Origin of the sequence: Roseovarius arcticus, from assembly GCF_006125015.1 — a bacterium.
Classification (GTDB): domain Bacteria; phylum Pseudomonadota; class Alphaproteobacteria; order Rhodobacterales; family Rhodobacteraceae; genus Roseovarius; species Roseovarius arcticus.
In genome coordinates this window covers 1348664-1374572 of the sequence record NZ_SZZN01000001.1, presented here as the reverse complement: position 1 = coordinate 1374572, position 25909 = coordinate 1348664, and the positions used below count along the sequence as shown (strand labels likewise).

26 protein-coding genes and 2 tRNA genes are annotated in these 25909 nt (G+C 61.2%); 11 read left to right on the top strand and 17 right to left on the bottom strand.

Annotated elements, in window-relative coordinates; all coding sequences use genetic code 11:
* Positions 1 to 78: 78 nt before the first annotated feature.
* Genes MK6180000_RS06475 through MK6180000_RS06460 form a run of 4 tightly spaced genes read right to left on the bottom strand, consistent with a single transcriptional unit; the run spans position 79 to position 4318 of the window.
* Positions 79 to 1290 (bottom strand): beta-ketoacyl-[acyl-carrier-protein] synthase family protein, encoded by a 1212-nt coding sequence (locus MK6180000_RS06475; protein ID WP_138933994.1) that lies wholly within the window; start codon positions 1288 to 1290, stop codon positions 79 to 81.
* Positions 1287 to 1544, bottom strand: a complete 258-nt coding sequence (locus MK6180000_RS06470; protein WP_138933993.1) for an acyl carrier protein — start codon at positions 1542 to 1544, stop codon at positions 1287 to 1289. The genes MK6180000_RS06475 and MK6180000_RS06470 overlap by 4 nt, the downstream gene beginning before the upstream one ends.
* A 30-nt stretch (positions 1545 to 1574) precedes the next feature.
* Positions 1575 to 2666, bottom strand: coding sequence for a UDP-3-O-(3-hydroxymyristoyl)glucosamine N-acyltransferase (gene lpxD / locus MK6180000_RS06465; protein WP_138933992.1), 1092 nt, complete (start codon positions 2664 to 2666; stop codon positions 1575 to 1577).
* 29 nt (positions 2667 to 2695) lie between these two features.
* Positions 2696 to 4318, bottom strand: a complete 1623-nt coding sequence (locus MK6180000_RS06460) for a L,D-transpeptidase family protein (RefSeq protein WP_246040447.1) — start codon at positions 4316 to 4318, stop codon at positions 2696 to 2698.
* Positions 4319 to 4632: 314 nt separating this feature from the next.
* Here MK6180000_RS06460 and mepK point away from each other — a divergent pair, with 314 nt between their 5' ends.
* Positions 4633 to 5202: a peptidoglycan L,D-endopeptidase MepK gene (mepK, locus tag MK6180000_RS06455; RefSeq protein WP_138933991.1), complete on the top strand. Its 570-nt coding sequence runs from the start codon at positions 4633 to 4635 to the stop codon at positions 5200 to 5202.
* Between the two features lie 92 nt (positions 5203 to 5294).
* A tRNA-Gly gene (locus MK6180000_RS06450) sits at positions 5295 to 5368 on the top strand.
* Positions 5369 to 5458: 90 nt separating this feature from the next.
* Here the strand turns inward: MK6180000_RS06450 and MK6180000_RS06445 are convergent.
* From MK6180000_RS06445 to MK6180000_RS06435, 3 genes are read right to left on the bottom strand one after another with little or no spacing between them, the layout of a single operon-like run.
* Positions 5459 to 7273, bottom strand: coding sequence for an ABC-F family ATP-binding cassette domain-containing protein (locus MK6180000_RS06445; RefSeq protein WP_138933990.1), 1815 nt, complete (start codon positions 7271 to 7273; stop codon positions 5459 to 5461).
* Positions 7274 to 7281: 8 nt separating this feature from the next.
* The gene (locus MK6180000_RS06440; protein WP_246040446.1) at positions 7282 to 8025 is read right to left on the bottom strand and encodes a GNAT family N-acetyltransferase; all 744 of its coding nucleotides are present in this window, start codon (positions 8023 to 8025) and stop codon (positions 7282 to 7284) included.
* A gap of 27 nt (positions 8026 to 8052) precedes the next feature.
* A complete protein-coding gene (locus tag MK6180000_RS06435; protein WP_246040597.1) occupies positions 8053 to 8463 on the bottom strand; it encodes an outer membrane protein assembly factor BamE in 411 nt (136 codons plus the stop codon).
* A 140-nt stretch (positions 8464 to 8603) separates the two neighbouring features.
* Between MK6180000_RS06435 and MK6180000_RS06430 the strand changes: the two genes are divergently transcribed.
* From MK6180000_RS06430 to MK6180000_RS06395, 8 genes are all read left to right on the top strand, one after another.
* The gene (locus MK6180000_RS06430) at positions 8604 to 9170 is read left to right on the top strand and encodes a YceD family protein (RefSeq protein WP_138933987.1); all 567 of its coding nucleotides are present in this window, start codon (positions 8604 to 8606) and stop codon (positions 9168 to 9170) included.
* Positions 9171 to 9343: 173 nt separating this feature from the next.
* On the top strand, positions 9344 to 9550 hold the full coding sequence (rpmF, locus tag MK6180000_RS06425) for a 50S ribosomal protein L32 (protein WP_138933986.1): 207 nt from the start codon (positions 9344 to 9346) through the stop codon (positions 9548 to 9550).
* A gap of 61 nt (positions 9551 to 9611) precedes the next feature.
* A complete protein-coding gene (gene plsX / locus MK6180000_RS06420; RefSeq protein WP_138933985.1) occupies positions 9612 to 10817 on the top strand; it encodes a phosphate acyltransferase PlsX in 1206 nt (401 codons plus the stop codon).
* Positions 10814 to 11788 carry a beta-ketoacyl-ACP synthase III gene (locus MK6180000_RS06415; protein WP_138933984.1) on the top strand — a complete coding sequence of 325 codons (975 nt, stop codon included), beginning with the start codon at positions 10814 to 10816 and terminating at the stop codon, positions 11786 to 11788. The genes plsX and MK6180000_RS06415 overlap by 4 nt, the downstream gene beginning before the upstream one ends.
* Positions 11789 to 11921: 133 nt before the next feature.
* Entirely contained in the window at positions 11922 to 12224 is a 303-nt protein-coding gene (gene ihfA / locus MK6180000_RS06410; protein ID WP_138933983.1) for an integration host factor subunit alpha, read from the top strand.
* A gap of 8 nt (positions 12225 to 12232) precedes the next feature.
* Entirely contained in the window at positions 12233 to 13270 is a 1038-nt protein-coding gene (locus tag MK6180000_RS06405; RefSeq protein WP_138933982.1) for a MerR family transcriptional regulator, read from the top strand.
* Between the two features lie 69 nt (positions 13271 to 13339).
* Positions 13340 to 13416 (top strand) — tRNA-Pro (locus tag MK6180000_RS06400).
* 142 nt (positions 13417 to 13558) lie between these two features.
* Positions 13559 to 14635 carry a 2'-deoxycytidine 5'-triphosphate deaminase gene (locus MK6180000_RS06395; protein ID WP_138933981.1) on the top strand — a complete coding sequence of 359 codons (1077 nt, stop codon included), beginning with the start codon at positions 13559 to 13561 and terminating at the stop codon, positions 14633 to 14635.
* A gap of 18 nt (positions 14636 to 14653) precedes the next feature.
* Here the strand turns inward: MK6180000_RS06395 and MK6180000_RS06390 are convergent, their stop codons facing one another.
* The 8 genes from MK6180000_RS06390 to MK6180000_RS06355 all read right to left on the bottom strand — a co-directional run bounded on the left by MK6180000_RS06390 (position 14654) and on the right by MK6180000_RS06355 (position 23440).
* On the bottom strand, positions 14654 to 14854 hold the full coding sequence (locus MK6180000_RS06390; RefSeq protein WP_138933980.1) for a hypothetical protein: 201 nt from the start codon (positions 14852 to 14854) through the stop codon (positions 14654 to 14656).
* A 72-nt stretch (positions 14855 to 14926) separates the two neighbouring features.
* Positions 14927 to 15592 (bottom strand): SMC-Scp complex subunit ScpB, encoded by a 666-nt coding sequence (gene scpB / locus MK6180000_RS06385; RefSeq protein WP_138933979.1) that lies wholly within the window; start codon positions 15590 to 15592, stop codon positions 14927 to 14929.
* Positions 15585 to 16379, bottom strand: coding sequence for a segregation and condensation protein A (locus MK6180000_RS06380; protein ID WP_138933978.1), 795 nt, complete (start codon positions 16377 to 16379; stop codon positions 15585 to 15587). Before MK6180000_RS06380 ends, scpB begins: the two co-directional genes overlap by 8 nt.
* Positions 16369 to 17376, bottom strand: a complete 1008-nt coding sequence (gene nagZ / locus MK6180000_RS06375; RefSeq protein ID WP_138936371.1) for a beta-N-acetylhexosaminidase — start codon at positions 17374 to 17376, stop codon at positions 16369 to 16371. Before nagZ ends, MK6180000_RS06380 begins: the two co-directional genes overlap by 11 nt.
* Positions 17377 to 17402: 26 nt before the next feature.
* A complete protein-coding gene (locus tag MK6180000_RS06370; RefSeq protein WP_138933977.1) occupies positions 17403 to 18446 on the bottom strand; it encodes an SPOR domain-containing protein in 1044 nt (347 codons plus the stop codon).
* Between the two features lie 81 nt (positions 18447 to 18527).
* Entirely contained in the window at positions 18528 to 20273 is a 1746-nt protein-coding gene (argS, locus tag MK6180000_RS06365; protein WP_138933976.1) for an arginine--tRNA ligase, read from the bottom strand.
* A 73-nt stretch (positions 20274 to 20346) separates the two neighbouring features.
* Positions 20347 to 22242: a cation:proton antiporter gene (locus tag MK6180000_RS06360; RefSeq protein ID WP_138933975.1), complete on the bottom strand. Its 1896-nt coding sequence runs from the start codon at positions 22240 to 22242 to the stop codon at positions 20347 to 20349.
* Positions 22232 to 23440, bottom strand: coding sequence for a deoxyguanosinetriphosphate triphosphohydrolase (locus tag MK6180000_RS06355; RefSeq protein ID WP_138933974.1), 1209 nt, complete (start codon positions 23438 to 23440; stop codon positions 22232 to 22234). Before MK6180000_RS06355 ends, MK6180000_RS06360 begins: the two co-directional genes overlap by 11 nt.
* A 100-nt stretch (positions 23441 to 23540) precedes the next feature.
* Here MK6180000_RS06355 and MK6180000_RS06350 point away from each other — a divergent pair, with 100 nt between their 5' ends.
* Positions 23541 to 23864 (top strand): HesB/IscA family protein, encoded by a 324-nt coding sequence (locus tag MK6180000_RS06350; RefSeq protein ID WP_138933973.1) that lies wholly within the window; start codon positions 23541 to 23543, stop codon positions 23862 to 23864.
* Between the two features lie 34 nt (positions 23865 to 23898).
* Here MK6180000_RS06350 and MK6180000_RS06345 read toward each other — a convergent pair whose 3' ends face one another.
* Positions 23899 to 24807 (bottom strand): DMT family transporter, encoded by a 909-nt coding sequence (locus tag MK6180000_RS06345; protein ID WP_138933972.1) that lies wholly within the window; start codon positions 24805 to 24807, stop codon positions 23899 to 23901.
* Entirely contained in the window at positions 24804 to 25904 is a 1101-nt protein-coding gene (locus MK6180000_RS06340) for a DUF6902 family protein (protein WP_138933971.1), read from the bottom strand. Before MK6180000_RS06340 ends, MK6180000_RS06345 begins: the two co-directional genes overlap by 4 nt.
* Positions 25905 to 25909 lie beyond the last annotated feature (5 nt).

Here is a 25909-nt window from a genome sequence, read left to right as displayed (position 1 = left end):
TTGCGCGATATGAATTGAGCACCACATGAGGCGGGCGGGGTGCTGGCCACGGATCATTCGCGGCACAGACAGCGCCCTTTACTCTGCTCGGCGCAGCGCCAGTACCGCATTCAGCCCGCCAAAAGCGAACGCATTACTCAGCGCCACGTCGACATGCGCCTCGCGCGCTTCATTCGGCACAACGTCCAGCGCACATTCGGGGTCCGCCTCTTCAAAGTTGATCGTGGGCGCGATCACCCCATCGCGCACCGCCATGATGCAAGCCAAGAGTTCAACCGCGCCGGTACCGCCGATCAGATGCCCGTGCATAGATTTGGTGGACGACATCATCAGCTTGTCGGCGTGACGCCCGAACACGTCCGCAACGGCGGCACATTCGGTCTTGTCATTGGCGGCCGTTCCGGTGCCATGCGCGTTGATATATCCCACATCCTCGGGTGCCAGACGCGCATCGCGCAGCGCGCCGGATATCGTCCGCGCCGCGCCTTGCTTGGACGGCATGACGATGTCGGACGCGTCCGACGACATGGCATAGCCGATCACTTCGGCCAGAATCTCGGCGCCGCGTGCGCGTGCATGCTCATATTCCTCAAAGACAAAGATCCCGGCCCCCTCGCCCTGCACCATCCCGTTACGATTAGCCGAAAACGGGCGGCAGCCGTCCTTTGACATCACGCGCAGACCCTCCCAGGCCTTGACCCCGCCAAAGCACAACATGGATTCCGATCCGCCCGTCACCATCACAGGCGACAGGCCGCCATGCACCATCTGAAACGCCTGCGCCATAGCGTGATTAGATGATGCGCAGGCCGTCGAGACGGTAAAGCTGGGGCCGCGCAGGTCCCATGCCATCGACACATGGCTGGCCGCGGCATTGTTCATCAGCTTGGGCACCACAAAGGGATGGACGCGGTTTTTGCCGTCTTCATAGACGGAGCGGTAATTCTCATCGAGGGTGGTCATTCCGCCACCCGAATTGCCCAGCACGACGCCGGCGCGCAGCGACAGCTCCTCGCTGAATTCGATCCCCGATTGCGCAATGGCCTGCCGCGCCGCAATCACAGCAAATTGGGTGAATCTATCATAGAGCGCCAGTTCCTGCCGGGTGAACGCGGCTTCGGGGTCGTATCCCTTGACCTGACCGCCGATACGGATCGACAGACGCTCCACATCGCGAAACTCCAGATCGCTGATCCCGCAGCGCCCCTCGCGCATCGCCTCAAAGGTCGATGGCACATCTTGGCCCAAAGAATTGATGGTTCCGGCGCCGGTGATAACGACGCGTTTCACGACTGTTCGGCGACCAGCCGCTGTACACCTTGCGCGATGGCACCCACGGTCGAGATGTCAAAATCGCCTGCCGACGGCTCGTTCGCGTTAAAGGGTACAGATATGTCGAACGCTTCCTCGATGGCGAATATACTCTCCACGAGGCCCAGACTATCAACGCCCAGATCCTCGAGTGTCGACTCCAACGTCACGTCGCCCGGCTCCAGCATGGCCTGCTCGGCGATAATGGCGATCACGCGGTCAGGGATGCTCATGCGGCGCCTCCTTGGGATAGTGAGACCGAATTAGTCACTCGGCCCATCCTTGAAAACCGATTTTTTGAGCTGCGCAACGTCCGTTACCAGCCGACCAAGGCGGCGCATGTGTTTGTACATATTGATATGCGCATCCATTTTCATCGCAGGATAGCCTAGCACGACGCGCCCGGCGGGCACATTGCTCAGGATCTTGGTGCCGCCACCGGCGATCACATTATCCCCGACAAAGAGGTTGTCACCAACACCCACCTGCCCCGCCAGCACCACGTTATTGCCAATCCGCGACGAGCCCGCGACACCGACCAAACCGCATAGCAGCGTGTCAGTGCCGACCACCACATTATGCGCGACCATCACGAGTGTGTCGATCTTTGTGCGGTCGCCGATGACAGTATCGCGGATGGTCCCGCGGTCGATTGCAGCATTCGCGCCCACCTCGACATCATCGCCCAAACGGACAGAGCCAAGGCTGTGAATGCGCACATAGCTTTGCGCGGCGGCATCCCCTTGATCCCCAAGCGTCTCACGAACCGACTCGACGCCCGACTTTTCGGGCGTGACAAAGCTGAAACCATCGCCGCCGATAACCGCGCCGGGATTGATGATCACCCGCGCCCCGATGCGCACGCGGGCTGCAATGCGGGCGCCCTCGCGGATCAGGCCATCTGGACCAATTTCCGCATCCGCGCCGATGAATACCTGAGGCCCAACCCGGCAGCCTGCAGCGATCCGCGCCCGCGCGCCAATCACGGCAAGCGGGCCGACATGGACGCCCTCGCCCATTTCGGCTGTGTCGTGAATGACCGCGGTGGGGTGGATACCGTCGCCCCAACCCTCGCCAAGGTCCATCATCCGTGTGAGGCCCGACATCGCATAGCGCGGACGCGGCGCTATGATCGCGGCCTCCAGCCCCATTGCCTGCCAATCGGCGCCCTCCCAGACCAGCGCGGCGCGCGCGCGGCCCTCGGGCAACGCGGCGGCATATTCCGGCTTGGTGGCCAGTGCCAGGTCATCCGCTCCGGCATCGCCCGGCTCGGCTAGTCTGGTGACGCGCAGATCAACAGCGCCGTGGGCTGTAGCCCCCAGAGCGCGCGCGATTTCATCAATGGTGTAGGACATTTTGCACCCCATGCTTGGCGGTGCGATATCTACCCCTGAACGTCGGGCAGCGAAACCCCTGCCTTTTGCAGCGCGTCCCAGATCCGCCCATCACGGCCATAGACATCACCGCGATACTGAACCGGCCCCTTCGCAGGAACCGAGGCGGTGCGATATATAATGTGCACCGGAACCTTTTGGTCCAGCCGCACCTGCGTTTGGCGACCCGAATTCAGAATACGGTCAAAGTAGCTTTTGGGATCGGCCTCTTGGCGGGACAGTAGTTCGTATGCGAAATCAAAGGGGTCCTGCAGACGGATACAGCCGTGACTGAATGCGCGGACGTTGCGCTGAAACAGGCTTTTTGACGGGGTGTCGTGCAGATAGATGTTGTATTTGTTTGGAAACATGAACTTGACCAGTCCCAGCGCATTGCGCGTCGAGGGCGGCTGTTTTAGATCAAATGGAAAGTTCCGAGCGGTGTAGGCGTTGAAATTCACGTTTGCACGGCTCACTTGCTGGCCCCGCGAATTGTACAGCTTCAGATGGCTCATCGCGCCGCGATTGCGCTGCATCTGCGGCAGGTATTCCTTAACAGTGATCGAACGCGGGACGTTCCAGACCGGATTAATCTCCAGATATTCCATCTCGTCCGAGAATTCCGGGCTTTCCTGCCCGGCCGCGTTCTTGCCGATGACGGCGCGCGTTTCAAACGTCAGTTTGTCGTCGTCCATGATGCGGGCGCTGAAGTCGGCGAGGTTGACCAAAACGTGGCGCTTGCCCCGCGGGATGTTCAGCCAGCGCTCGCGCTCCATTGCGACGATGATCATCGGCAGGCGCTCGGAAATAGGTGCGTTGATGGCGGCGATGGTAGACCCGCCGGCGGTGCCGTCCGCGACCAAGCCATGGGATGCCTGAAACTGCTGCACAGCCTGCTGCAGGGGAATGTCGTAGCTGGCCGAGGCTGTCCGCTCCAGATATCCCATCCTCATCAGCCGATTTCGAAGCGCGACTACATCCGCGCCCGACTGGCCCGGCGCCAGCGATGCGGCGGGCACGGCAGGGCCCCAGCCACCCGCAGCCAGCAACCCCTCCAGCCGTGTTTTCTCCCGCATCAAGCGTGCATATTCGCCTGACTTTGGCGCGAGCCCACGAAAGAAACCGCTGGGATTAGACGCAACGAATGCGCCCAGCAACTCTGCTGCGTCGCGCTTGGGGACGTCGCGGACGATGTTAGAATCAACGCGCGAGGGCGTCAGCATGCCGGTTTGCATGTCATGGGCCAAGCGTAGGAAAACGTGCGACATCTCGATTTCGACCGCGCCGATATCACGCGGAGTGCGGGCATTGCGCATCATGGTCATGAGGCCCGCTGCGTCATAGCGGCTGGCCGGCAGACCATGCGCAGGCGCAGCGTCGATCGCCTGAAGCAGCGCCAGACGGCGCGCGCGGCTGGCCTCGTCTTGCCCTGTCCAGATTGCGTCATATCCGCTGGTGCGGTAATGCGCGGCCAGCGCATCGTCCCGCGCGGCGCCCTCGGCGACCGCCTGCTTGAACGCGGTGACACCCGCCAGCGAGGCGGGCGGCGCTGCAAAGATCATAAGAGCGACCGCAGCGGGCAAAATCCCGCGGCGCGCGCGGCGCGTGGCATTGAAGATAGCTGATATGATCATTTGAATTCCCGGCAGATGGCAAAGGTGGCTGTCGTATCTTCAGACAGCCTTGCCACGCTAGATTTGTCCACCCCGGATCGCAGCGCGAACCACGGTTTACATCGTATGGGTCGCAAACGCATCAACCCCTTGCAATGACACCACGCCCAACAGGAAATGCGCGGATTAATGCCGAAATTTATTGAATTTCAAATATGAGGGAACCGAAAGCTTGGTTAGCGATTCTTAATATGTCATAGCTACAAGAGCATCTGGGGATGTGATGAACGCCCGCGACAAGCGGGGGAAACTTGAAGCGACGGACAGGCAAAGCAATGACAGATACATCTTCGAATGGCCTGTCGCGGCGTGCACTCTTTGGTGCATTCGCGGCAACAGCCCTAATCGCAGCCCCCACATATGCAAATGCTTTCAGCTTTTTGCGCGGAGCCGGCGACATACGCCGACTGCGCATGACGTCGCCGCGCACCGGTGAACGGATCGATACGATTTACTGGATCGAAGGCCAATACATACGCGAATCTGTCGATGAGATTTCGGCCTTCATGCGCGATTGGCGTTCGGACGCGGTCAAGAATATCGACATCCGAACGATCGACATCATGGTCGCCGCGCATAACCTGATGGATACAAGCGAGCCTTACACACTGCTGTCGGGCTACCGCACGCCTCAAACTAATTCGATGCTGCGCAGCAAATCAGGCGGCGTCGCCAAAAATTCTCTGCACCTCAAGGGTCAGGCCGCCGATCTACGCCTTGGCTCCCGCTCGGTTGGACAGATGGGCAAGGCGGCCATCGCCTGCAACGCAGGCGGCGTCGGCAAATACTCCCGCTCGAACTTTGTTCACATGGATTGCGGCGTTGTGCGCAGCTGGGGCGGCTAAGACGCCTGCATTAACGGCGCCAATGTGCGACTCTCAGGTTGCTGATTTCACCTTGATCACGACGATGCCTAAGTGCTATTCAGACCATCACGGCGGGTATGGTGAAAAGGTATCACGGCAGCTTCCCAAGCTTTAGTTACGAGTTCGATTCTCGTTACCCGCTCCATCTTCGAAGTTAGCTGATGAACGCCTGTTTTCATTCAAAAGAATGTTGCGGGCTTTGGTTTGATCCTGAGGTCGCCGACTGCTGAATTGATCAGCCGACCTTTTCCTCCAGCACGAGCCATTCCTCCTCGGCAGCGGCCAGCGCCTTTTGCCTAGTAGTCAGCGCCTCTGTCGCTTTGCGAAACTTCACCGGCTCGCGCGTGAAGAGTTCTGGATCTGCCATCAGCCCTTCCAGCTTGCCGATCTCAGACTCCAGCTTCGCGATCACCTGGGGCAGCTCGGCAAGACGGTGCTTCTCCGTAAAGCTGATCTTTGGCGCTACTTCCTTTTGCGCCGGGGCGTTAGCCTTCGGCTTTGATGTGCCGCCTGCGTTTGGCGAATCCGCTGCACCGCCCTCTTGGCGTTGCGCGCGATAGTCGCTCCAGCCGCCAGCATAGGCGGTGGCATTGCCATCTCCCTCCATGGCGATGGTGGTGGTGGCGACGCGGTCCAGGAAATCGCGGTCGTGGCTAACGAGGATGATCGTGCCGTCATACCCGTCAAGCAGCTCCTGAAGGAGGTCCAGCGTCTCGATATCCAGGTCGTTCGTCGGCTCGTCCAGCACCAGTAGGTTGCTCTCGCGGGCCATCAGTTTGGCCAGCAGAAGCCGCGCCTTTTCACCGCCCGACAGCGACCGTACGGGCGCGCGCGCCTGCGCTTCGTCAAAGAGAAATTCCTTGAGGTAGCCGATCACATGGCGCGGCGAGCCACGCACGAGGATCTGATCAGCTTTGCCCGATACACGCATGTCCGGATCGCCTGTCAGACTGTCCCAGAGGCTCATATCGGGGTCCAGCTGCGCACGCGCCTGATCGAAAACCGCGGGCATCAAATTAGTCCCCAGGCTGATCGTGCCGCTATCGGGCGCCTCGGTGCCCAGCAACATATTCAGCAAAGTGGTCTTGCCCACTCCATTGGGGCCGACCAGAGCCACACGGTCACCGCGTTGCATCTTGAGTGAGAAGTCCGATAGGATCACTTTGCCGCCGTAAGCCTTTGATATCCCTATGGCTTCAACCACTTTCTTGCCGGACTTCGGCCCAGCATCCAGCGCCATCGCAGCGGCGCCCTGACGCTTGATCTGGCTACTACGCTCCGCGCGCAAATCCTGAAGCGCGCGGACCCGGCCTTGATTGCGCTTGCGACGGGCACTGATACCCTCGACGGCCCATCGGGCCTCTGATTTGATCTTGCGGTTCAGTTTGTGACGGGATTGGTCCTCGTCTTCCCAAACCTTGTCGCGCCATTCCTCGAAATGGGTAAAACCCTTTTCCTGACGCCGCACCATTCCCCTGTCTATCCAAAGGGTTGCGCGCGTAAGTTCGCGCAGAAATGCACGGTCATGGCTTATCAGGACATAGGCTGTACGCGTGTCCTTCAACGTCTGCTCCAGCCACGCGATTGCCTCGATATCAAGGTGGTTCGTCGGCTCGTCCAGTAGCATCAACTCCGGCGCCTCGGCCATTAGCTTGGCCAACGCCGCGCGGCGCCGTTCGCCGCCAGAGGCGGTGCTGACTGCGCGGGCGGGATCAAACTTCAGGCCCTCGCCTGCCATCTCGACGCGGTACATCTCGGCCGGGTCCAGCTCGCTTGAGGCGAAATCGCCCAGCGTGGCGAATCCGGCCATGTCCGGCTCCTGCTCCATATACCCGACCGAGGCTGCGGGCGCGACGGTGCGCGTGCCTGCATCCGGCTCGACCAGACCGGCCATAACCTTCAACAGGGTCGATTTGCCCGATCCATTCCGCCCGACAAGCGCGACGCGGTCGCCGAGCTGGACGACCAAAGATAGGTCTGAAAACACAGGATCGCCCCCAAAGGTGAGGGAGATGTCGCTGAGTTGCAAAAGAGGAGGACGTGCTGCCATGGCGCCCGCTACCGCGCCGCGCCGCCGCCGTCAAGCGTGGCGCGCAGCAAGCGCTGCCGCGCAGGCGGAATCGCCGCAATTTCCAGCCCGGTAAAGACGTGCAGTGTGTTCATCGCCGGATCGACCACGGCATGATCGCTAACCCAGCCACCCATCCCCAGATAGCTACGCAAAAGCGGCGGCACTGCGGCCAGCGAGGCACGCGCGCACCGCCCTCCAAGAGGTATGGTCTGCGCAGCGCGGGCCACCGGCGCCCATGCGCGCGGCGCCAGATGCGCGCGGGCCAACGCGGCAAAAGCGCCCTCATAGGGTGCGGGATCGACGCCGCGAAATGATGTGCAGCCAAACAGCATTTCCACCCGACCAGCATCCACATGCGCAGTGATGGCCGCCCATGCAGCCCGCAAGATATCGGGATCGCGCGCGGTAGGGTGGATGCAGAATCGCCCCAGTTCAGTCATCGGGGCAGCATAGCTGGTCAGCGCACTTAGATCATAGAACTGCGCCGAATAGCTGCGCGCTATGTCTGAACCGCTGGCCAGCGGGAGCAGGCGAAAGCAACCGGCAAGCCTGTTCAGCCTCCGGTCCTCAATCAACATATGTTCGCAGATGTCGTCTAACGGATCAACGTCAGGCCCTCTTAGACCGAATGCCGCCCCGCGCAGTGCCTGCGCTGCGCGCAGGTCAGAGGCACTTGCCACCGCGCGCACGATATAGCGGCGCGCTTGGCCACCCTTAAAGCGATCGGTCAAGTCGGGCTGCATTGCAGCAGCGAGGTCTTAGAAGAAATCGGCTGGGTTGATGTTGCCGATATTACCCAACATCTGGCGCAAGAACCCTTTGCCCTCAACGGTGGAATCCGTGACGCGCCGCGATAGCGGCACGACATAGCCGTCACGCAGATCGAAGCGCTCGATGTTGGCGACCACATCGCGCGCGTCAAAGCTGATGGCGAGCACTTGGCGGTCTATAACCTCGGGGCGGAACATGCCGAAACTACGGACCCGGCTTCGTACGTAGTAGTAGTCGCCCGCCGAAAGGACGCCTGACGCCGACGGCGCGCCGATCACTTCATCGACCTTAGCGCGCGTATCGACGCCCGGTACAAGCTGCGCCAAATCCTCATCAGGCGGGACATATCCGTGATTTTGGTATAATGCAGTGCATCCCGCGAGCGCACCAAAGCACATGACGGCAAGCACCGCACAAACGGTCTTTAGCGAAAAATCGGTCCCAAACATGACTGCCCTCTTGCATCCCGGCCCGCCGGGCCTTTTATCCGGCTTACAGCAATGAGCCTACAAGGTTCAAGAAAGGAAGCGTCCCGCCCATGGCAAAGCCGCTCACAGATATTGTAGTCCTCCGCGTGGCCGAGTTGCCCAAGGGCACGACGCAGCCCTTTGACATTGCGCCGGACGCCGCCGCGCGCGCCCTCATGGCCGATGAGCTTGGCATCCTCGCGCTGCGCAAGCTGACCTTTCGCGGAGAGTTGGCACCGCTGGGCCGCCGCGATTGGCAACTGACCGCCGAGTTGGGCGCGACCGCGTCGCAGGCCTGCATTGCAACACTTGAGCCGGTGACCTGCCGCATCGACGCGCGCGTCCAGCGCCGCTTTCTGGCCGACATGCCACGCCCCGAGGAACTGGAGCCAACATCCGAAGACGGCGTTCCCATCCCGGATGACGAGGCCGAAGAGCCGCTGGGCGATATCATCGATCTGGGCCGCGTCCTGATCGAGGCGGTCGCGCTGGCCCTGCCCGACTATCCTCGCAAAGTCGGTGCAGGCGCTGCCGAGGCCGCCGCCGCGCCCCCCGGCGCGGACCCGCTGGATGACGACGCGGTCAAGCCGTTTGCAGGACTGGCAGCCCTCCGCGCCAAGATGGACGACGACGAATAAAGAGCGCCATCTGCCATTCCTTTGCGAGAAATCGCTTGCGATAACGCCAATTCGCTGTATTTTCGCGACTTCACCGGAATTTAGGGTTGTACCTGCGGCGCTTGAGGGATTAAGAGCCGCGGAACCTAATGGAAACAGGGCCGCACCGGCCCATCAGGAATCGGGATCGCGACATGGCTGTCCAGCAGAACAAAGTATCGAAATCGCGCCGCAACAATCGTCGCGCACATGACGCCCTCAGTGGCGCCAACCCCAACGAGTGCCCGAACTGCGGCGAGCTGAAGCGCCCGCACCACGTATGTTCGGCATGCGGCCACTACGCTGATCGCGAAATCGTCGCGATGGCCGACGAGGTCGATCTGGACGAAGACGCGGCCTGATCCACACCTCACCTAGCACGCCGTCGCTGGCCGGACATATTATCGAGGATGGATCGTCCGCATGATCGCGCGTCCAGATAGCACATCGGCCAGCACTCCGGCGCAGACAGGCAATGCCGGCACATCGTCGCGTCGGCCATTGGCTGACGATTCCGGCGACGCCCCTGCCGGCACGCTGTTTGCGGGCAAGACTGTTGTATCGGTCGATGCCATGGGCGGGGACATGGGCCCCGCCACAGTCATCGCAGGCATCGCTGCCAGCGCCGCGAAAAACGCTGATATTGCGTTCATATTGCACGGCCCCAAGGACGAACTGGAACCGCTCGTCGCGAAGCACCGCGCGCTGGCAGACTGCTGCACGCTGCGCGACGCGCGCGGTGTCGTCACTATGGACGACAAGCCCGGCCATGTCGCTCGCAACGGCAAGGACACCTCAATGTGGTCGGCACTCGAATCAGTGCGCGGCGGCGAGGCGACAGTTTGCGTCTCATGCGGGAATACAGGCGCGCTGATGCTGATGTCGGTCCTACGCCTTCGTCGCCTGCCCGGAATTTACCGCCCTGCCATTGCAGTGATGTGGCCCTCCCGCAATCCACAAGGATTCAACCTTCTGATGGATGGCGGCGCCGATATCAGCGCCGATGCCAAAGATCTGATGCAATATGCCCTCATGGGCGCATCCTATGCCCGCGAGGGGCTAGGCGTGGAGCGCCCCCGCATCGGCCTGCTGAATGTCGGCACAGAAGAGCATAAGGGCCGCGCCGAACTACGCGAGGCGCATGACCTGATTCGTGCCCACGCACGCGGTGCCGATTTCGATTTTGTGGGCTTCGTCGAGGGACGCGACCTGCCCGGCGATACTGTCGACGTAATCGTGACGGATGGATTCACCGGCAACGTCGCGCTGAAAACCGGCGAAGGCACGGCAAATCTTATCGCCGACCTGCTGCGCGAGGCGTTTCAGTATTCGCTGCTGTCACGCATTGCGGCGGTCCTGGCCTATCCTTCGCTGCGCCGCCTGAAAAAGCGGATCGACCCGCGCAGATTCAATGGCGGCGTGTTTTTAGGTCTGAACGGCACAGTCGTGAAATCACATGGCGCGGCAGATGCGACCGGCGTCTCGGCTGCCGTCAAACTTGCGTTTCAGCTGGCCCAAGGTGGATTTTCGGCAAAGCTGGCGGCGCGCGTCGCTTCCGCCACAGTACCCTCTGCCGATGATACAACCGACGCAGCCGAAAATGATGCCACACCGGAAAAAGCGCTATGACCCGCCGCGCCGTCCCCATCGGCATCGGGCATTATCTGCCGGATCGCATCGTCCCAAACAGCCATTTCGAGGCGCTGGTAGATACCAGCGACGAATGGATTCGGACACGCTCGGGGATCGAAAGGCGCCATTTCGCGGCAGACGGTCAATTGACGTCCGATTTGGCCACCCGCGCCGCGCGTGCCGCACTGGAAAACGCTGGTATCTCAGCAGGCGACCTTGATGGCATAATCGTCGCCACATCTACCCCCGACCTCACATTTCCGTCGGTCGGGACAATAGTGCAGGCCGAACTTGGGATGACCCGCGGCTTTGCCTTCGACGTGCAAGCAGTTTGCGCGGGCTTCATCTATGCGCTTTGCACCGCGAACGCGATGATCGTATCGGGCCAGGCTGATCGTCTGCTGGTTATCGGCGCCGAAACGTTCAGCCGAATCATGGACTGGACCGACCGCAGCACATGCGTGCTATTCGGTGACGGAGCCGGTGCGCTGATCCTTGAGGCCCAAGAGGGCGCGGGAACCGCCCAGGATCGCGGCATCCTTTCGACAGATCTAAATTCCGACGGTCGCTACCGCGAGATGCTGTATGTCGATGGTGGCGTGTCGTCTACCGGCACTGCAGGCAAGCTGCGTATGCAGGGCAATCCCCTCTTTCGCCAAGCTGTCGAGAAGCTAAGCCAGACCGCTGAGACAGCGTTGCAGCGTACGGGGCTCACCTCGGCGGATGTCGATTGGATTGTGCCGCATCAGGCCAATATCCGCATCATCCAAGGCACCGCGAAAAAGCTGAATGTTCCAATGGAGCACGTGATTCAGACAGTTCAAGACCACGGCAATACGTCGGCCGCATCGATTCCTCTCGCTATGTCCGTTGGGGTCGCAGATGGCCGGATCAAGCGCGGCAATTTGATCCTGAGCGAGGCGATTGGCGGCGGATTGGCATGGGGCGCAGTCGCCCTCCGGTGGTAGCTGCGCCAAAATTGGCCTCAAACTCGCTTAAACTGCCGCCTCCAAGTCATTGTAATTGACTCGCAAATTTCTATCCCCCTATTGTTTACCAAAAGAAATTTATTAACGATCCAAAGCAATCGGGGGGATGGCTATGACTGACAAGACATTGACACGTATGGATTTGAGCGAGGCAATTTTTCGCGAGGTTGGTCTGTCTCGCAACGATTCGTCGCAACTGGTCGAAAGCGTATTGGTTCATATGTCCGACGCACTTGTGCGCGGCGAGCAGGTGAAAATATCATCCTTCGGCACATTCTCAGTGCGTGAGAAATCGGCGCGTGTGGGCCGCAATCCCAAGACCGGCGAAGAAGTCCCGATTAATCCGCGCCGTGTCCTGACCTTTCGTCCTTCGCATCTGATGAAAGATCGTGTGGCCGCCGGCAACAAGCACTAGAGCAGACTATGTCCAAATCCGCAGACGCCTTTCGCACGATCAGCGAAGTCGCAGACTGGCTGGGTATTCCCGCCCATGTCCTGCGGTTTTGGGAAAGTAAGTTCACCCAAGTGAAGCCCGTCAAGCGTGCCGGCGGGCGCCGTTATTACCGCCCTGCCGACATGCAACTGCTGGGCGGCATTCGCAAGCTGCTGCACGACGAGGGCATGACGATAAAGGGCGTGCAGAAGGTCATGCGTGAACAGGGCGTGCACCATGTAGCGGCGATGTCACCGCCCCTTGACGGCGATCTAGACACCGATGTCGCGGGCATTGCGTTGGACGTGCCCGAAGTCGAGCCGCGTGGCCAGATCGTCAACTTTGGGCGTCCTCAAGCAGAAGCGCCGGCCCCCTCCAGTAAAGTGCAAGAGCCCGCTAAAAACGATTCTGAGCCCACCGATATCGTGCTAGACGTCCAGCAAGAGAATGTCGAAAGCGCGCCGGTCTCGCCAGAACCTTCGGTCGAGGATACTTCGCCGGAAGATACCGCCCTTCAGGAACCGGCCGACCTGACTGCGCCAGAGCCAGCCAAGCAGACTGAGGACACCGCCCCCAGCGAGAGCGCCGCCAGCGATCAGGCCGCTCCGATCACCGAGGCGGCTGAGGCTGCTTATCCAAGCGACGCAGCCCCGCCCGAGCATACACCTGACGGCGATGGCAGCGCCACGTCCGAGGATACCCAAGTCGAAGACGAAGCACCTGATGAGGTTTCTGGTGCAAGTCCGGAGCCTACACCCAAGCGCATGGCGCAGCCCGTCGATCCCGAGGACGAAGTTGTGACTGAGGCAGAAGCGCCCGAGGCCAAAAGTGACACGCGCCCTCGCGTTGAGCAGGTCCAGACAGCGGACGATCCGTCTGATACCGAGCCTGCGCCCGCCTCTGCACTTACCCACCTGGCGGCGTACGACCGCAAGCCTAAGCCCCAAGACGCAGCGCGCATTGCCGATATTGCCAACCGCCTGACCGATCTTAGGTCGCGCATGTCCGGCAACGCGAAAACGCCGTGACGTGGCGGAACGAAAAATGGCAATTACCCCTTGTCCCTGCCCCAAAAACAGATATGACGACGCAATCGTCGGGCTATGGCGCAGTCTGGTAGCGCGTCCGTCTGGGGGACGGAAGGTCGCAGGTTCGAGTCCTGCTAGCCCGACCAAAAACTCCCCTCCTCTTTCGCAAATTCGCACTACCGATCCAGCGTCTTGCCACGGGCAGATCATGTGGCGACGGGGCGACGCAAGAATTGCCACGCCCCTCCCAAGCCGCTATCAGACCCCAACCGCCAAAGGGATGACGCGATGACCGGGGTTCTCTCCAGCCAGCAACTTAAATCAATGATCGCAGAGCGGGCCATTATTGCCGATCCTGCTGTGATTCCAGAACAGATTCAGCCGGCCAGCCTTGATCTGCGCCTTGGCACGATGGCGTACCGTGTGCGCGCATCGTTTCTGGCCGGTGAGGGCCGCGCCGTCGCGGATCGCCTGTCCGAATTCGAAATGCATCGCATCGATCTCAGCGCTGGCGCGGTACTGGAAAAGGGCTGCGTTTATGTCGTGCCGCTGATGGAATCGCTGGCGCTGCCATCTGGCATTCAAGCGTCGGCAAATGCCAAATCCTCGACAGGTCGACTAGACCTACTAACGCGAACGATCACAGATGGCGGCGCCGAATTCGACCGTATCCCACCGGGCTATCACGGCCCGCTCTATGCGGAAATTTGCCCGCGCTCCTTCTCGGTTCTGGTGCGGCCCGGGATGCGGCTTAACCAGATCCGGTTCACCAGTGGTGATGCGGTACTCGGCGACGCGGCGCTGGCGGCGCTGCACCGCACCGATACGCTCGTCGATTCGGCGCCGGTCATTGATGACGGCCTCGGGTTTTCCGTTGATCTGAAACCGCGCAGTGGCACCTTGGTCGGTTACCGCGCCAAGCCGCACACAGGTGTGATTGATCTGGATAAGATCGGCCACTATGCGCCCGCAGACTTCTGGGAAGAGGTGCATACAGATCGCGGCCAGATCATCCTCGATCCCGGTGCGTTCTACATTCTTGTCAGCCGCGAGGCGGTGCATATCCCGCCGGGCTACGCTGCTGAAATGGCGCCCTATCTGGCGATGGTGGGCGAATTTCGTGTGCATTACGCCGGCTTCTTCGACCCAGGGTTTGGCCATAGCGCGGCTGGCGGCACCGGATCGCGCGGCGTGCTTGAGGTGCGCTGTCATGAGGCGCCCTTCGTGCTGGAGCACGGACAGATCGTAGGACGGCTAATATACGAGAGTATGAGCGAAGTGCCCGATACGCTTTATGGCGCCGGGCTCAGCTCAAACTATCAGGGTCAAGGTCTGAAACTATCAAAGCATTTCAAGGCGCTATAAGCGGCCTTTCATGCTGTTTTACATCCGGCCTATACGCCGCGAAATTTTCATCGTGTCCCGGGCGCGTTTTTGCGTGGCTTTGCTGTCAGGCGCGCGGCCGCCCTCCTTGCCCTTACTCATATGCTTGCCGAATGCGCCGATCCCTGCGTTGACACCGCCGCGCATTAGACGGCGCATGATCATGCGCACAGCCATGTTAATCAAAGTATTGGCGTTCATTGCGCCCTCCTGCTTTTGCCCTCGCCTAGATTACATAGCACAAGATCGCGGTGTTTTCAGGGCGTTTGCTGACTATTCTTCAAAAAGCTCGCTCTGATCGCCCTCGTTCAATGGCAAGTCGTCCTCGTCCTCGTCGGCTGCGGCCCCCGGCATCGACGATGGCGGCAGACGGCTGTCCAGAAGGCCCGCCGAGCGCAGCTCTTTCAGACCCGGCAGATCACGGGCACTTTCCAGCCCGAAGTGATCCAAAAAGACATCCGTCACGACGAACGTCACCGGGCGGCCCGGCGTCATCCGGCGACGTCCAAAACGAATCCATTCCATTTCGAGCAGTTGATCAACCGTGCCTCGGCTGACCGACACGCCCCTGATTTCCTCGATTTCAGCGCGGGTGACCGGCTGGTGATAGGCAATGATCGCCAACGTTTCGATCGCGGCACGGCTCAACTTGCGGATCTCTGTGGTCTCACGCTCCATCAAGAAACCCAAGTCGGGTGCCGTGCGCATCGCGTAGGCATCACCGATACGTACCAGATGCACACCGCGCCCAGCGTAGCGTTTTCGCAGATGGACCAGCGCCTCTGCGGCATCGCTGCCGTGCGGCAGACGCAGATCCAGTTCGCGTACCGTAATCGGCTGAGACGCGGCAAAGACGATAGCTTCGACCATGCGCTCCTGCTCGGCAATAGGAGGCGCTTCAAACAGGCTTTCCTCTTTTTCTTCAGTCGCTTCAGCCACGCTCTTCACTCCGTCTTCTGACTTCGATGGGCGCAAATACTTCGGCTTGGCGCAGCTCGATTCGGCCCTCCTTTGCAAGCTCCAGAGATGCGGCAAATGTTGACGCGGCAGCCGAGCGGCGGCGCGCTGGGTCGGTGCCGAAACCTTCAGGCAAATAGGTCGAAATATCGGTCCAGTCACCTGCAAACCCGATCAGCCCTCGCATCCGGTCCAGCGCCTGCTCTAGCGAAAAGATCGCGTCACGGTCCATCGCGTAGGGGCGAAATTCGTCGCGTGTGCGGGTGCGGGCATAGGCCTGCATAAGATCCAACAGCGAGGCGGTATAGGTGATGCGGCGCGTGCGCGTCACACTCTCGGGTGCGCCCCGCCCAAAGAAGTCGCGCCCCAGCTGCCCGCGCGCCATCAGCCGCGCAGCAACGTCGCGCATGGCTTGCAACCTCTCAAGCTGGAATGCGAGATGCGCGGCCAAATCCTCGCCCGACGGCCCCTCGTCCTGAGGGTCGGGCGGCAGAAGCAGCCGTGATTTAAGAAAGGCCAGCCATGCGGCCATGACAAGGTAATCGGCCGCCAACTCTAATCTGAGTTCGCGGGCCTTCTCAACAAATTCAAGGTATTGCCGAGCGAGATGCAGAACGCTGATCCGGCGCAAATCCACCTTTTGTGTCCGGCTAAGCGTCAGCAGCAGGTCGAGCGGGCCCTCATAGCCGTCAACATCGACGATCAGCGCCTCGGCGGCGAGCCTCTCGGCGGCATCTGCGCGCCGGTCTTCCCAATCGTCATCTGCCATATGTTATGCCGCCGCTCATGGCGGACAGCTTTGCCTCCAGCGCGGAAATGTCAACCTCGGTGGGTGTTTTCCGGGCTGCCAGCGTTGCCTCTGCCCGCGCTTGTCCGGCATCATCAAGACGTCCTGCAGCGTCTGCCACCGCGCGCCGCTCTTCCAGCGAGGCATTGCACAGCAGCACAATGTCACAGCCCGCCTCTAGGGATGCGCGCGTGATACCAGTCAGGCTGCCGCTGAGTGCCTTCATTGAAATGTCATCGGTCATGATTAGGCCAGCAAAGCCGATCTCGTCGCGGATCAGCCGCATCATCTTGGGCGAGACTGTCGCAGGCTTGTCGTCGATAGCTGAATAAACCAAATGCGCGGTCATGCCCATTGGCAGATCGTTCAGCGCCTTGAAGGGGGCGAAATCGCACGCTGTCAGCGCGGCAAGGTCATCCTCAACCACTGGTAGATCCAGATGGCTGTCGGCCTGCGCGCGTCCGTGGCCGGGAATATGTTTTAGCACCGGCAAAACGCCGCCATCCAGCAGACCATCCGCCACAGCGCGGCCCAGTTCGGCCACGCGGTCAGGATCGGTGCCATAGCAGCGATCAAGCAGAAATTCATGGGTTTGCGGTCCCGCCACATCGACCAGCGGCGCACAGTTGCTATCTATGCCAAGCGTGTGCAATTCATGCGCAATCAGGCGATAACGTAGATACATGGCCTCGGGCGCGCGGTCGCCTGCCGCCTCAATATGGGGTAGCGGAGCAGGCCAGTTACGCCATGTCGGGGCACGCAGGCGCTGCACGCGCCCGCCCTCCTGATCAATCGTAATAGGCGCGTCGCGGCCCACTGCATCGCGCATGTCCGCGCAAAGCGCGCGCACCTGATCTGGGGTGTCAATGTTGCGCGCAAAGAGGATGAAACCGAATGGATCTGCGTCGGCAAAGAAGCGTTTTTCGTCCGCACTTAGCCTATGCCCCGCCGCGTCCAGTATAGTGGCACCAAAGCGCATCATTGCCATGCTCTCTTAGATTAGGATTATCGTGTAACGACTGGGATACATTCAGCTTTCTCGGCCACAAGAGCCGAGCAAAAGCGCCGCGCATCGGCCAGATCGTCAAAGCCCATCGCACGCAGGCGATAAAATGTACGCCCGCCGCTGGTGGCCTTTTGGATGACGCGGTCCTTACCAGCCAGATATTCTTCGAAGCGGCTGCCAAGTCTGGTCCATTCGTCGCGCGCAATTTCCTCGCTTGCGAAGGCGCCCAGCTGCGCCAGGCGCGTGCCAATGGCGATAGAGTCGGGATCGACGTCGCGAACCCCGCCTTCGGGCGCAGCAGCGGCGACCTGCAGAACGTTGCGCAAGTCCGCCGGGCGCGCACGTGGGCGCAGCGATGCGGCCATATTGCCATCGGTTTGCTCGGCCTGTTCGTCCTCGTCGGCGGTGCCTTCTTCTGCACCGGGCAGCGGGGCGTTTGGCGCATCGTCTAGCTCCGCCATGGGCGTGATGCCTTCGCTGATAGCGGCGGCGAGGGCCAGCATATCGTCGGGAACGTCAACAACGACTTCATCCGGAACGGGGGCCACCTCTGGCTCTGGCTCCGCCGCAGGTGCAGGATCTTCGACTTGCGCGACTTCGGGCACCGGGGCCTCGCTGCGGGCCTGCTGGGGGCGCTCAGGCGCGGGCGCACGGGGCGCGTCTTCTTCGCTAAGGTCTAGGGGCGCGGGCGCGAGGATCAACTCATCCGGCGCGGCGGCGGCAGTGCCCAATGCGGCTACATCATTGACCGACAGCCCCTGGTTCAACGTTTGCCGCCCGCCCGGATCCTCGGGCTGGACGCGCATCGGGCCTTGGACTGCACGAATAACCGGTACACCGCTGACGTCGCGCACGAGCAGCTTGTAGCCCCAGACGCCAAGGCCGATCACAAGACCGACTGATATGATGGAGCCGAGAGCGTAAGTCGCGCGGGATACAGGATTTTGCGGCTTGTCGCCGTCCCATCGTGGCGCGGTTTGGGCCGTGCCGTAAACGCTGCCAGCATCGTCATCTGCTGCATCTCGCGTGTGGAAATCTGCCATGTCCCGCCTCTCGTCCACCGGCGCACACAAAGCTGCCGGGGTGTGAAATCTGCCTCAAGTCATCCCGGCGGCGCGCAATTTTTATCGCATCTCTTCAGCCGGAGTTACGCCCAAGATACCCAAACCTGCGGAAATAACAACGCTTGCGGCCCGAACGAGGGCGATTTTCGCCTGAGACGTGGCCGGATCGCCCTCTTGGATAAAGCGCAGCTCTGGCACGTCATGGCCACGGTTCCACAGCGCGTGCAAATCCGACGCCAGATCGTAGAGATAAAAGGCGACGCGGTGCGGCTCGCTCGTGCGGCCCGCGATCTCAACCAAGCGGGGCCACTCCGCGATCTTGCGCGCCAGTGCCAGTTCGGCCTCGTGTGCGATCAGGTTCAGGTCAGCCGCGTTCAGCGCCGCATCTGATACGTCGATGCCAGCGGCATCTGCCTTGCGCAGCACGGACCGGACGCGCGCATGGGCGTATTGGACGTAGAACACAGGGTTATCTTTGGACTGCTCCAGCACCTTGTCAAAATCGAAATCAAGCGGCGCGTCGTTCTTGCGCGTCAGCATTACAAAGCGGGTCACGTCGGCGCCCACCAAATCGACAACGTCGCGCAGGGTGACGAACGTTCCTGCCCGCTTGGACATCTTGAACGGCTCGCCATTTTTCCAGAGTTTGACCAGCTGGGTCAGCTTAATCTCCAAAGGTACCTTGCCATCCGACAGGGCCGAAACGGCGGCCTTCATCCGTTTCACATAGCCGCCATGATCGGCGCCAAAAACATCAATTAGCAGGTCAAACCCGCGCGTGACCTTGTCGTAGTGATAGGCGATGTCGGGCGCGAAATAGGTCCACGCACCGTCCGATTTGCGCACGGGCCGGTCGACGTCGTCGCCATGCGCGGTCGAGCGGAAAAGCGTCTGCTCGCGCGGCTCCCAATCTTCTGGCAGTTTGCCCTTGGGCGGCTCTAGCACACCTTCGTATATCAGTCCCTTGGCGTCGAGCGAGGCAATTGCCTCTTCGATCAGGCCGGTGCCGTAGAATGATTTCTCGGACGAGAATTTGTCCATCTCGACGCCGAGCGATTTCAGATCGGCGCGGATCAGGTCCATCATTGCATCGGTGGAAAAGCTGCGCAGCTCGGCCAGCCACACATCCTCGGGCTGGTCGACCCAAGCATCGCCAACCTTGGTCTTCAGCGCCTGCCCCGTCTCAATCAGGTAGTCGCCGGGATAGGTGCCATCAGGGAAATCGACCGCGCGGCCATGCGCCTCAAGGTAGCGCAGATAGACCGACCGCGCGAGCGTGTCGACCTGCCCGCCGCCGTCGTTAATGTAATATTCGCGCGTGACGTCGTAGCCGTTGAAGTCCAGCAGACTTGCCAGCGCATCGCCGAACACCGCACCGCGCGTATGACCCACATGCAAAGGGCCGGTGGGATTGGCGCTGACATACTCGACGTTGACGCGGGCGCCCTGCCCCAGTGTCGAGCGTCCGAAGCTATCTCCGGTCTCCAGCACCGAGCGAACAACAGCGCGCCAGCAATCTGGCGAAAGACGCAGATTAAGAAAGCCGGGTCCGGCCACTTCGGCGGTCTCAATCCGGGAATCGCGCGCCAGCTCGGCGGCCAATGCGTCGGCGATATCGCGCGGCTTGAGCGACGCAGGCTTGGCCAGCACCATAGCCGCATTGGTGGCCATGTCGCCATGTGCCGGATCGCGGGGCGGCTCTACTGTGACGTTGCTCAGGTCCAGCCCGGCAGGCAGCGTACCGGACGCCGTCATTGTGGCCAGCGCGTCCAAAACGACGCCGCGGATATCGTTAAAAAGGTTCATCGCAGCTATCCTTCAAATTCCGCCCCGGTTTGGCAGTCCGTTTGCCCCCCGTTTAGCACTGAAAGGCGGGGCGTCAATCCGCCGATGCGTCATTGGCGCGCACTGCCACCTCGGCTGCGGCCTCCTTGGCGCCCTCATCGCCTTTGCGCTCTGCCGCTTCATTCATCCGGTCACGCGCGGGCGACAGTGCCAGCAGGCGCATGCCCGGCCCGGCCTTCAACTCCGCATCCGCTGCCAGAATGCGCATGTTTTTGCCCGGAGTAATCTCGGCCAGCGGAATTGAGTCGGGGTTATCGCCGCGCCATTCGTCCAGCCCGTACTCATCTGTCAGGCCTGTCGCGCGGATCTCCCACCCCTCCTCCATATGGCGGCCCAGCTCAAGATAGCGCAAACCGTTCGCAATAGTGCGCCCGCCCAGCGTGGCAGGCAGCGCGTGACGCGTTTGTTCCTGCTTGGCACGGCGCAACTGAAATACATGCTCGCGCCCAAATTCGGGCGCCAGATCGGTGGCAACCAGCGTATTGTAGGCATCATTGTCGGATGTGGCGACGACGCGGCCAAAGCTAATAAATTCCACGCCGTGTTCAGCCCCGTCCGAGAGGATATCGCCGATATAGATAGGCAGGCCTTCCTCGCGCGCGCTGCGCAGGCGGGCGCGGTTGGCATCGGCAATCAGAACTGGGATCTCCTCTTCCTGGAGGGCGGCCGCGAAGGCCGCACTAAACCGCGATCCGCCGACAAAGATCACGCCCGGCACCTGCCCGCCCGCCAGCCCCAGCATCCGGCCCAGCGGGCGCAGCGTGAAGCCATGCAGCACCACCGTTGCCGCGACCAATGCAAAGGCCAAGGGCGTCAGCAGTGCCGCGTCCTCGATACCCGCACTGACCAGCCGGGTGGAGAAGAGGCCAGCAACCGCCACCAGCACCACACCGCGCGGCCCGGTGAACGCGACCAGCAGCCGCTCACGCATAGGGATGTTGGAAAAGGCGAGCGAGGTCATCACTGTCAGCGGACGCACAACAAGGACGACCGCAAGTACGAACAGCAGCGCGGGCCAGCCAAGCAGGCTCAGCCGCTCAATGTCCATCGAGGCTGCCAACAGGATGAACACGCCCGATACCAGCAGGATCGTCGCGTGCTCTTTGAAGCGGCGCAACTCGGTATAACTAGGCAGCTCCGCATTCGCGATGTAGAAGCCCATGATCGTCACGGCCAACAGCCCGCTTTCGTGCAGAATGCCATCGGCAACGGCAAAGACCAGCAAAAGCGACGCAAAGAGCACCGGCACCTTCATGTATTCTGGCACGCGCCCCCGGCGAAAGCCCTCAGATAGCAGCCAGCCTGCGGCGATCCCCATCGCGGTTGCAGTCACGATGCCGATGCTCATATCCCAGATCGCGGCCCCGAACGTCTCGGTCGAGTAGATGACCAACACCACCTCAAACGCCAAAACCGCGGCCAGCGCCCCGATGGGGTCGTTCACGATCGCTTCCCATTGCAGCAACTGCGCCGGGCGCTTGCTGAGGCGCGCCGTACGCAAAAGCGGCGCGATCACGGTCGGCCCGGTGACGATCATGATGCCGCCAAACACTGCCGAACTGGCCCAGCTAAGACCTGCGATATAATGCAGCGCCAGTGCCGATCCGGCCCAGCCCAGCGGCGCGCCGATCAGCACCAGCCGCTTGACGCCCTTCGCTGCCTCTCGCAGAGAGTGCAAATTTAGCGTCATACCGCCCTCAAAGAGGATGATTGCGACCGCTATGCTGATCATAGGCCCCATCAATGGGCCGATATCACGCTCCGGGTCAAAAAGGCCCAGACCCGGCCCGATAGCGAGACCTGCCAACAGCATCAACACGATGGCCGGAAGGTGCAGACGCCAGGCCAGCCACTGCGCACCAACACCAATAGCGCCTACCAGCGCGAAAGCCATAACCGGCGACATCGCGCCCGCTGTCTCAATTGCCATTGCGTCTCTCTCCAATGCCCTCGGGGCCATTTCCTTCGGGCCACGATCCCGCGCCACCAGCGCCGCCCAGATGCGCGGCATGCTGGGCCAGCGCATAGCGGTCGGTCATTCCGGCGATGTAGTCGCTAACCAGCCGGGCTAGCTCGGTCGTTGTGTCTGCTGCTGCCACATCACTCTGCCAGCGGCGCGGCAAATGTTCCGAGCGCTCCATATAGAACGGGAACAAACCCTCGACCACCTCAGACGCGCGGGCACGCTGAACCATGACCATCGGCGCCCGGTACATCCGCGTAAAGAGAAACTGCCGGATGACCTGAAGATCGCGCCACAGCGCGTCCGAAAAGCGGATCACCGGGCGGCCCAGATGCCGCACATCATGGGAGTTTTTGCATCCCGCTGCGGCGATGATATCGCGCGACGTTACGATCACATCTGCCACCATTACGCCAAACACCCGGCGCAGCGCCTCGTGACGGCGGCGATAAGCATCGAGACCGGGATGCAGGCGATCCACCTCGGCATAACAAGCGTCCAGAATTGGCAGCTCGGCTACTTCGACCTCGGTAAAGAGGCCAGCGCGCAGGCCGTCGTGCAGATCATGATTGTTGTAGGCGATATCATCGGCCAGTGCGGCTACCTGCGCCTCGGCGCTGGCGTGGGTGTGCAGCTCCAGATCGTGGAGGGCATCGTATTCGGCCAGTGCATAAGGCAAATCACCGATCACGGGCCCGTTATGTTTCGCCAACCCCTCCAACGTTTCCCACGTCAGGTTTAGCCCGTCAAAGCCCGCATAGTGCCGCTCCAGCATGGTGACGATGCGGATCGCCTGCGCGTTGTGATCGAACCCGCCATAGGGCGCCATCATCGCATGCAGTGCGTCCTCGCCCGTGTGGCCAAAGGGCGTGTGCCCCAAATCATGCGCCAGCGCGACGGCCTCCGTCAGCTCGCCATTCAGATCCAAGGCGCCTGCGATCGTGCGCGCCACCTGCGCCACCTCGATCGAATGGGACAGCCGTGTGCGAAAATAATCACCTTCATGGGCGACGAACACCTGCGTCTTGTGCTTGAGCCTGCGAAAGGCGCTGGAATGAATAATCCGGTCGCGATCGCGCTGGAAACACGAGCGGAACTCGCTCTCTTCCTCGGGCGCGAGGCGTCTACGCGAGCGATCTGGATGCGCGGCGATACGCGAGGTCATTCGGGACGGCCTCCTTGCCGAGGGGTGCTGCGCCCCATATATTGCAATTCGAGGCGCTGCGAAACAGCCCAAACGCACCACTCCCCCGGAGGCCACCCAAATGAATCTGCCCCCCCACGTCACCCCCCGCGCCTTTGAGCGCCTGAGTGAGATTGGCGCATCCGATCAAGGACAGGCTCTGCGCGTCGCCGTTGAGGGCGGTGGATGCTCAGGTTTTCAGTACGAGATTAAGTTGGACACGCCGGCCGATGACGATCTGGTGCTGGAGGGACAAGGCCAGAAGGTCGTGGTTGACGCGATATCTCTGCCATTTCTAACAGGCGCGGTTATCGATTTCAGCGAGGAATTGATCGGCGCGCGCTTTGTTATCGAAAACCCAAACGCCAGCAGCAGCTGTGGCTGCGGCACGTCTTTTTCCATGTAATCCGCCAGATACCCCGAAAACTTAACGTATCACTTTACTCAGCGGGTATCACTTTGCGCGTTTCGACGCCTGGAAACGCTTGGTCGTAGATCAACCAACCTCCCGCTGTGATCACAAATGCGGCGCCTAGATACAGCGCGGCCCCCGGCACTTCGCCGAAAACAGTGGCGCCAATGGCGACCATCCATAGGAATTGCAGGTTCATCAGCGGCGTGATCACATATGCTGGCAACGCCTTGAGTGCGCCAACCAGCACCCAGCGAGCAGCGAACAGCAACGCCGCATAGACGACGGCCCAGCCCAGATCGCCCAGCCCCATCGGCCCCCAAACGAACGGCAAGGCGAAGACCGAGACAGTGGCAAGCGCCAGATTGGGCCAGAACACCTGCGCTAAGAGATTACACTCGCGAACGCCGATATAGCGCGATGCCATCATCGACACAGTCCCCAATAGCACAGCCGCTAGCGCGACAGCGTGGCCGATCTGCAAAGTTTCCAACCCGCCGGGTGCAAGGCATAACAGGCCGACAAAACCCAGCATGACAGCGCCCCATGCTTGCGGGCGCACCGCCTCGCCCAGAACCGGGCCGGACAGGATCGCCGTGAAAAGCGGGATCATCGCGATAAAGAGAAATACCTCGGCAAAGGGCAGCAAGCGGAATGCATAGAAAAACGCGCCGGCTCCCAGCACAGTTGCCACGCTGCGCAATGCCATGGCGCGCGGACAATGCGTGGACAAGCCGCGTGGGTTATGCCCTGCGCGATTGAACGCGAAGGCCAGTAACGCAACGATACCGCCCGACAATGCAAAGAGTTGCGGCGCAGCATAGCTGGCCGCAAACATCTTGGTAATCGCATCGGCGCTGGAAATGAGCGCGGTGTAAACCACCGTCAGGCAAACGCCGATTGCAATGGCCGCGCCCGTTATGCGCGCGCCTATCATACCGCGGCACCCATCGAGGGGCACGATCCAGCCATCCGGCCGCGCAAACCAACCCGCGCGAACCCCTCGAAAAAGGCGCCGAACTGATCGGTCGATGCTTCAGCCGCGACCAATGCCGCCTGCGCCTCGTCCGACACGTGCGCCGCGACCTCGCTGCGCATGACCTCCCAATCGGCCGAGCGGGCGTCGCCCATGGAATAGATGCAGTGCGACAACTCGCGCAGCGGCGCCGAGCCGGGCCGTGTACGGGCAAATGTGACGCGCCCCTCAGGAACATAGTCGCCAAAGCCGCCCTGACCCGCGCGCGTCATAAACCAGTTCAGCATCAGGTACTCGTGATAATCGTCTTGCAGGCCGTCCCCCTCCTCCAGCGCGAAAGTGCGAATTTGCTGGGTCAGCCATATTTCCCACACTTCGGGCGCTTCTGCACCGGAAAATCGCAGTGCGAGGCAAATTTCAGCGAGAAGATCGGCATTAAAGTCCAAAAAGGCGAGCGTTCCGGCAAACATCAGGCTGCGCAGCGCATCCGTGTCCAGCATCGGATCGACGCGGCCATACTCGGATAGATAAAATACGATATGCGTCAGCTCGTACGCAGCCTTTTTGTTCGGCATAGTAAATGTCTGCGAGCGCGCGGCGAAACTGCGCAGTCGGTCGTCGAGGCCGGTATCGCCCGGCAGTGGCTCAACCCCGCGGCGGGCGCATAGGCGGCGCGCCTCGGCGCGTTGCAGATCCGATAGCTCGGCGTCGGCCAGGCCCTGCCGCGCGACCCAATCGGTAAGCACCGCGCCTTTGTCTCCGGGCATTCCCAGATCCTCTAGATCCAGGCAGAGCGACAGCAAAAAGCGATAATACTGCGGAAAGAATTCCATGCGCTGTTCGATGTCGTTGTAAAATTTCTGATACGCACCCAGCGCGTTTGGCGCCAATTCTGCACCTGTGCATTCAAGAATGTTCAGCATCTCGGCGTTTTCCTTGAGCCAGAAAACGTCTTCTTGGGTGCGGCGGGTCTGGGCGAAGGTCTTGAGCAAGGCCGCTTGGCGTGCGGCCTTGCTGTGCTGCCGGAACGGGACGTTGAGCTGGACGATGGTGGTCATATTGG

What these genes read in the sequence shown, in the direction of transcription:
- MK6180000_RS06470 (WP_138933993.1), bottom strand. Translation starts at nt 1,544, where the DNA reads ATGAGCATCCCTGACCGCGTGATCGCCATTATCGCCGAGCAGGCCATG.
- lpxD (WP_138933992.1), bottom strand. Translation starts at nt 2,666, where the DNA reads ATGTCCTACACCATTGATGAAATCGCGCGCGCTCTGGGGGCTACAGCC.
- MK6180000_RS06460 (WP_246040447.1), bottom strand. Translation starts at nt 4,318, where the DNA reads ATGATCATATCAGCTATCTTCAATGCCACGCGCCGCGCGCGCCGCGGG.
- mepK (WP_138933991.1), top strand. Translation starts at nt 4,633, where the DNA reads ATGACAGATACATCTTCGAATGGCCTGTCGCGGCGTGCACTCTTTGGT.
- MK6180000_RS06445 (WP_138933990.1), bottom strand. Translation starts at nt 7,273, where the DNA reads ATGGCAGCACGTCCTCCTCTTTTGCAACTCAGCGACATCTCCCTCACC.
- MK6180000_RS06435 (WP_246040597.1), bottom strand. Translation starts at nt 8,463, where the DNA reads ATGTGCTTTGGTGCGCTCGCGGGATGCACTGCATTATACCAAAATCAC.
- MK6180000_RS06430 (WP_138933987.1), top strand. Translation starts at nt 8,604, where the DNA reads ATGGCAAAGCCGCTCACAGATATTGTAGTCCTCCGCGTGGCCGAGTTG.
- rpmF (WP_138933986.1), top strand. Translation starts at nt 9,344, where the DNA reads ATGGCTGTCCAGCAGAACAAAGTATCGAAATCGCGCCGCAACAATCGT.
- plsX (WP_138933985.1), top strand. Translation starts at nt 9,612, where the DNA reads ATGATCGCGCGTCCAGATAGCACATCGGCCAGCACTCCGGCGCAGACA.
- MK6180000_RS06415 (WP_138933984.1), top strand. Translation starts at nt 10,814, where the DNA reads ATGACCCGCCGCGCCGTCCCCATCGGCATCGGGCATTATCTGCCGGAT.
- ihfA (WP_138933983.1), top strand. Translation starts at nt 11,922, where the DNA reads ATGACTGACAAGACATTGACACGTATGGATTTGAGCGAGGCAATTTTT.
- MK6180000_RS06405 (WP_138933982.1), top strand. Translation starts at nt 12,233, where the DNA reads ATGTCCAAATCCGCAGACGCCTTTCGCACGATCAGCGAAGTCGCAGAC.
- MK6180000_RS06395 (WP_138933981.1), top strand. Translation starts at nt 13,559, where the DNA reads ATGACCGGGGTTCTCTCCAGCCAGCAACTTAAATCAATGATCGCAGAG.
- MK6180000_RS06390 (WP_138933980.1), bottom strand. Translation starts at nt 14,854, where the DNA reads ATGAACGCCAATACTTTGATTAACATGGCTGTGCGCATGATCATGCGC.
- MK6180000_RS06380 (WP_138933978.1), bottom strand. Translation starts at nt 16,379, where the DNA reads ATGGCAGATGACGATTGGGAAGACCGGCGCGCAGATGCCGCCGAGAGG.
- nagZ (WP_138936371.1), bottom strand. Translation starts at nt 17,376, where the DNA reads ATGCGCTTTGGTGCCACTATACTGGACGCGGCGGGGCATAGGCTAAGT.
- MK6180000_RS06370 (WP_138933977.1), bottom strand. Translation starts at nt 18,446, where the DNA reads ATGGCAGATTTCCACACGCGAGATGCAGCAGATGACGATGCTGGCAGC.
- argS (WP_138933976.1), bottom strand. Translation starts at nt 20,273, where the DNA reads ATGAACCTTTTTAACGATATCCGCGGCGTCGTTTTGGACGCGCTGGCC.
- MK6180000_RS06360 (WP_138933975.1), bottom strand. Translation starts at nt 22,242, where the DNA reads ATGGCAATTGAGACAGCGGGCGCGATGTCGCCGGTTATGGCTTTCGCG.
- MK6180000_RS06355 (WP_138933974.1), bottom strand. Translation starts at nt 23,440, where the DNA reads ATGACCTCGCGTATCGCCGCGCATCCAGATCGCTCGCGTAGACGCCTC.
- MK6180000_RS06350 (WP_138933973.1), top strand. Translation starts at nt 23,541, where the DNA reads ATGAATCTGCCCCCCCACGTCACCCCCCGCGCCTTTGAGCGCCTGAGT.
- MK6180000_RS06345 (WP_138933972.1), bottom strand. Translation starts at nt 24,807, where the DNA reads ATGATAGGCGCGCGCATAACGGGCGCGGCCATTGCAATCGGCGTTTGC.
- MK6180000_RS06340 (WP_138933971.1), bottom strand. Translation starts at nt 25,904, where the DNA reads ATGACCACCATCGTCCAGCTCAACGTCCCGTTCCGGCAGCACAGCAAG.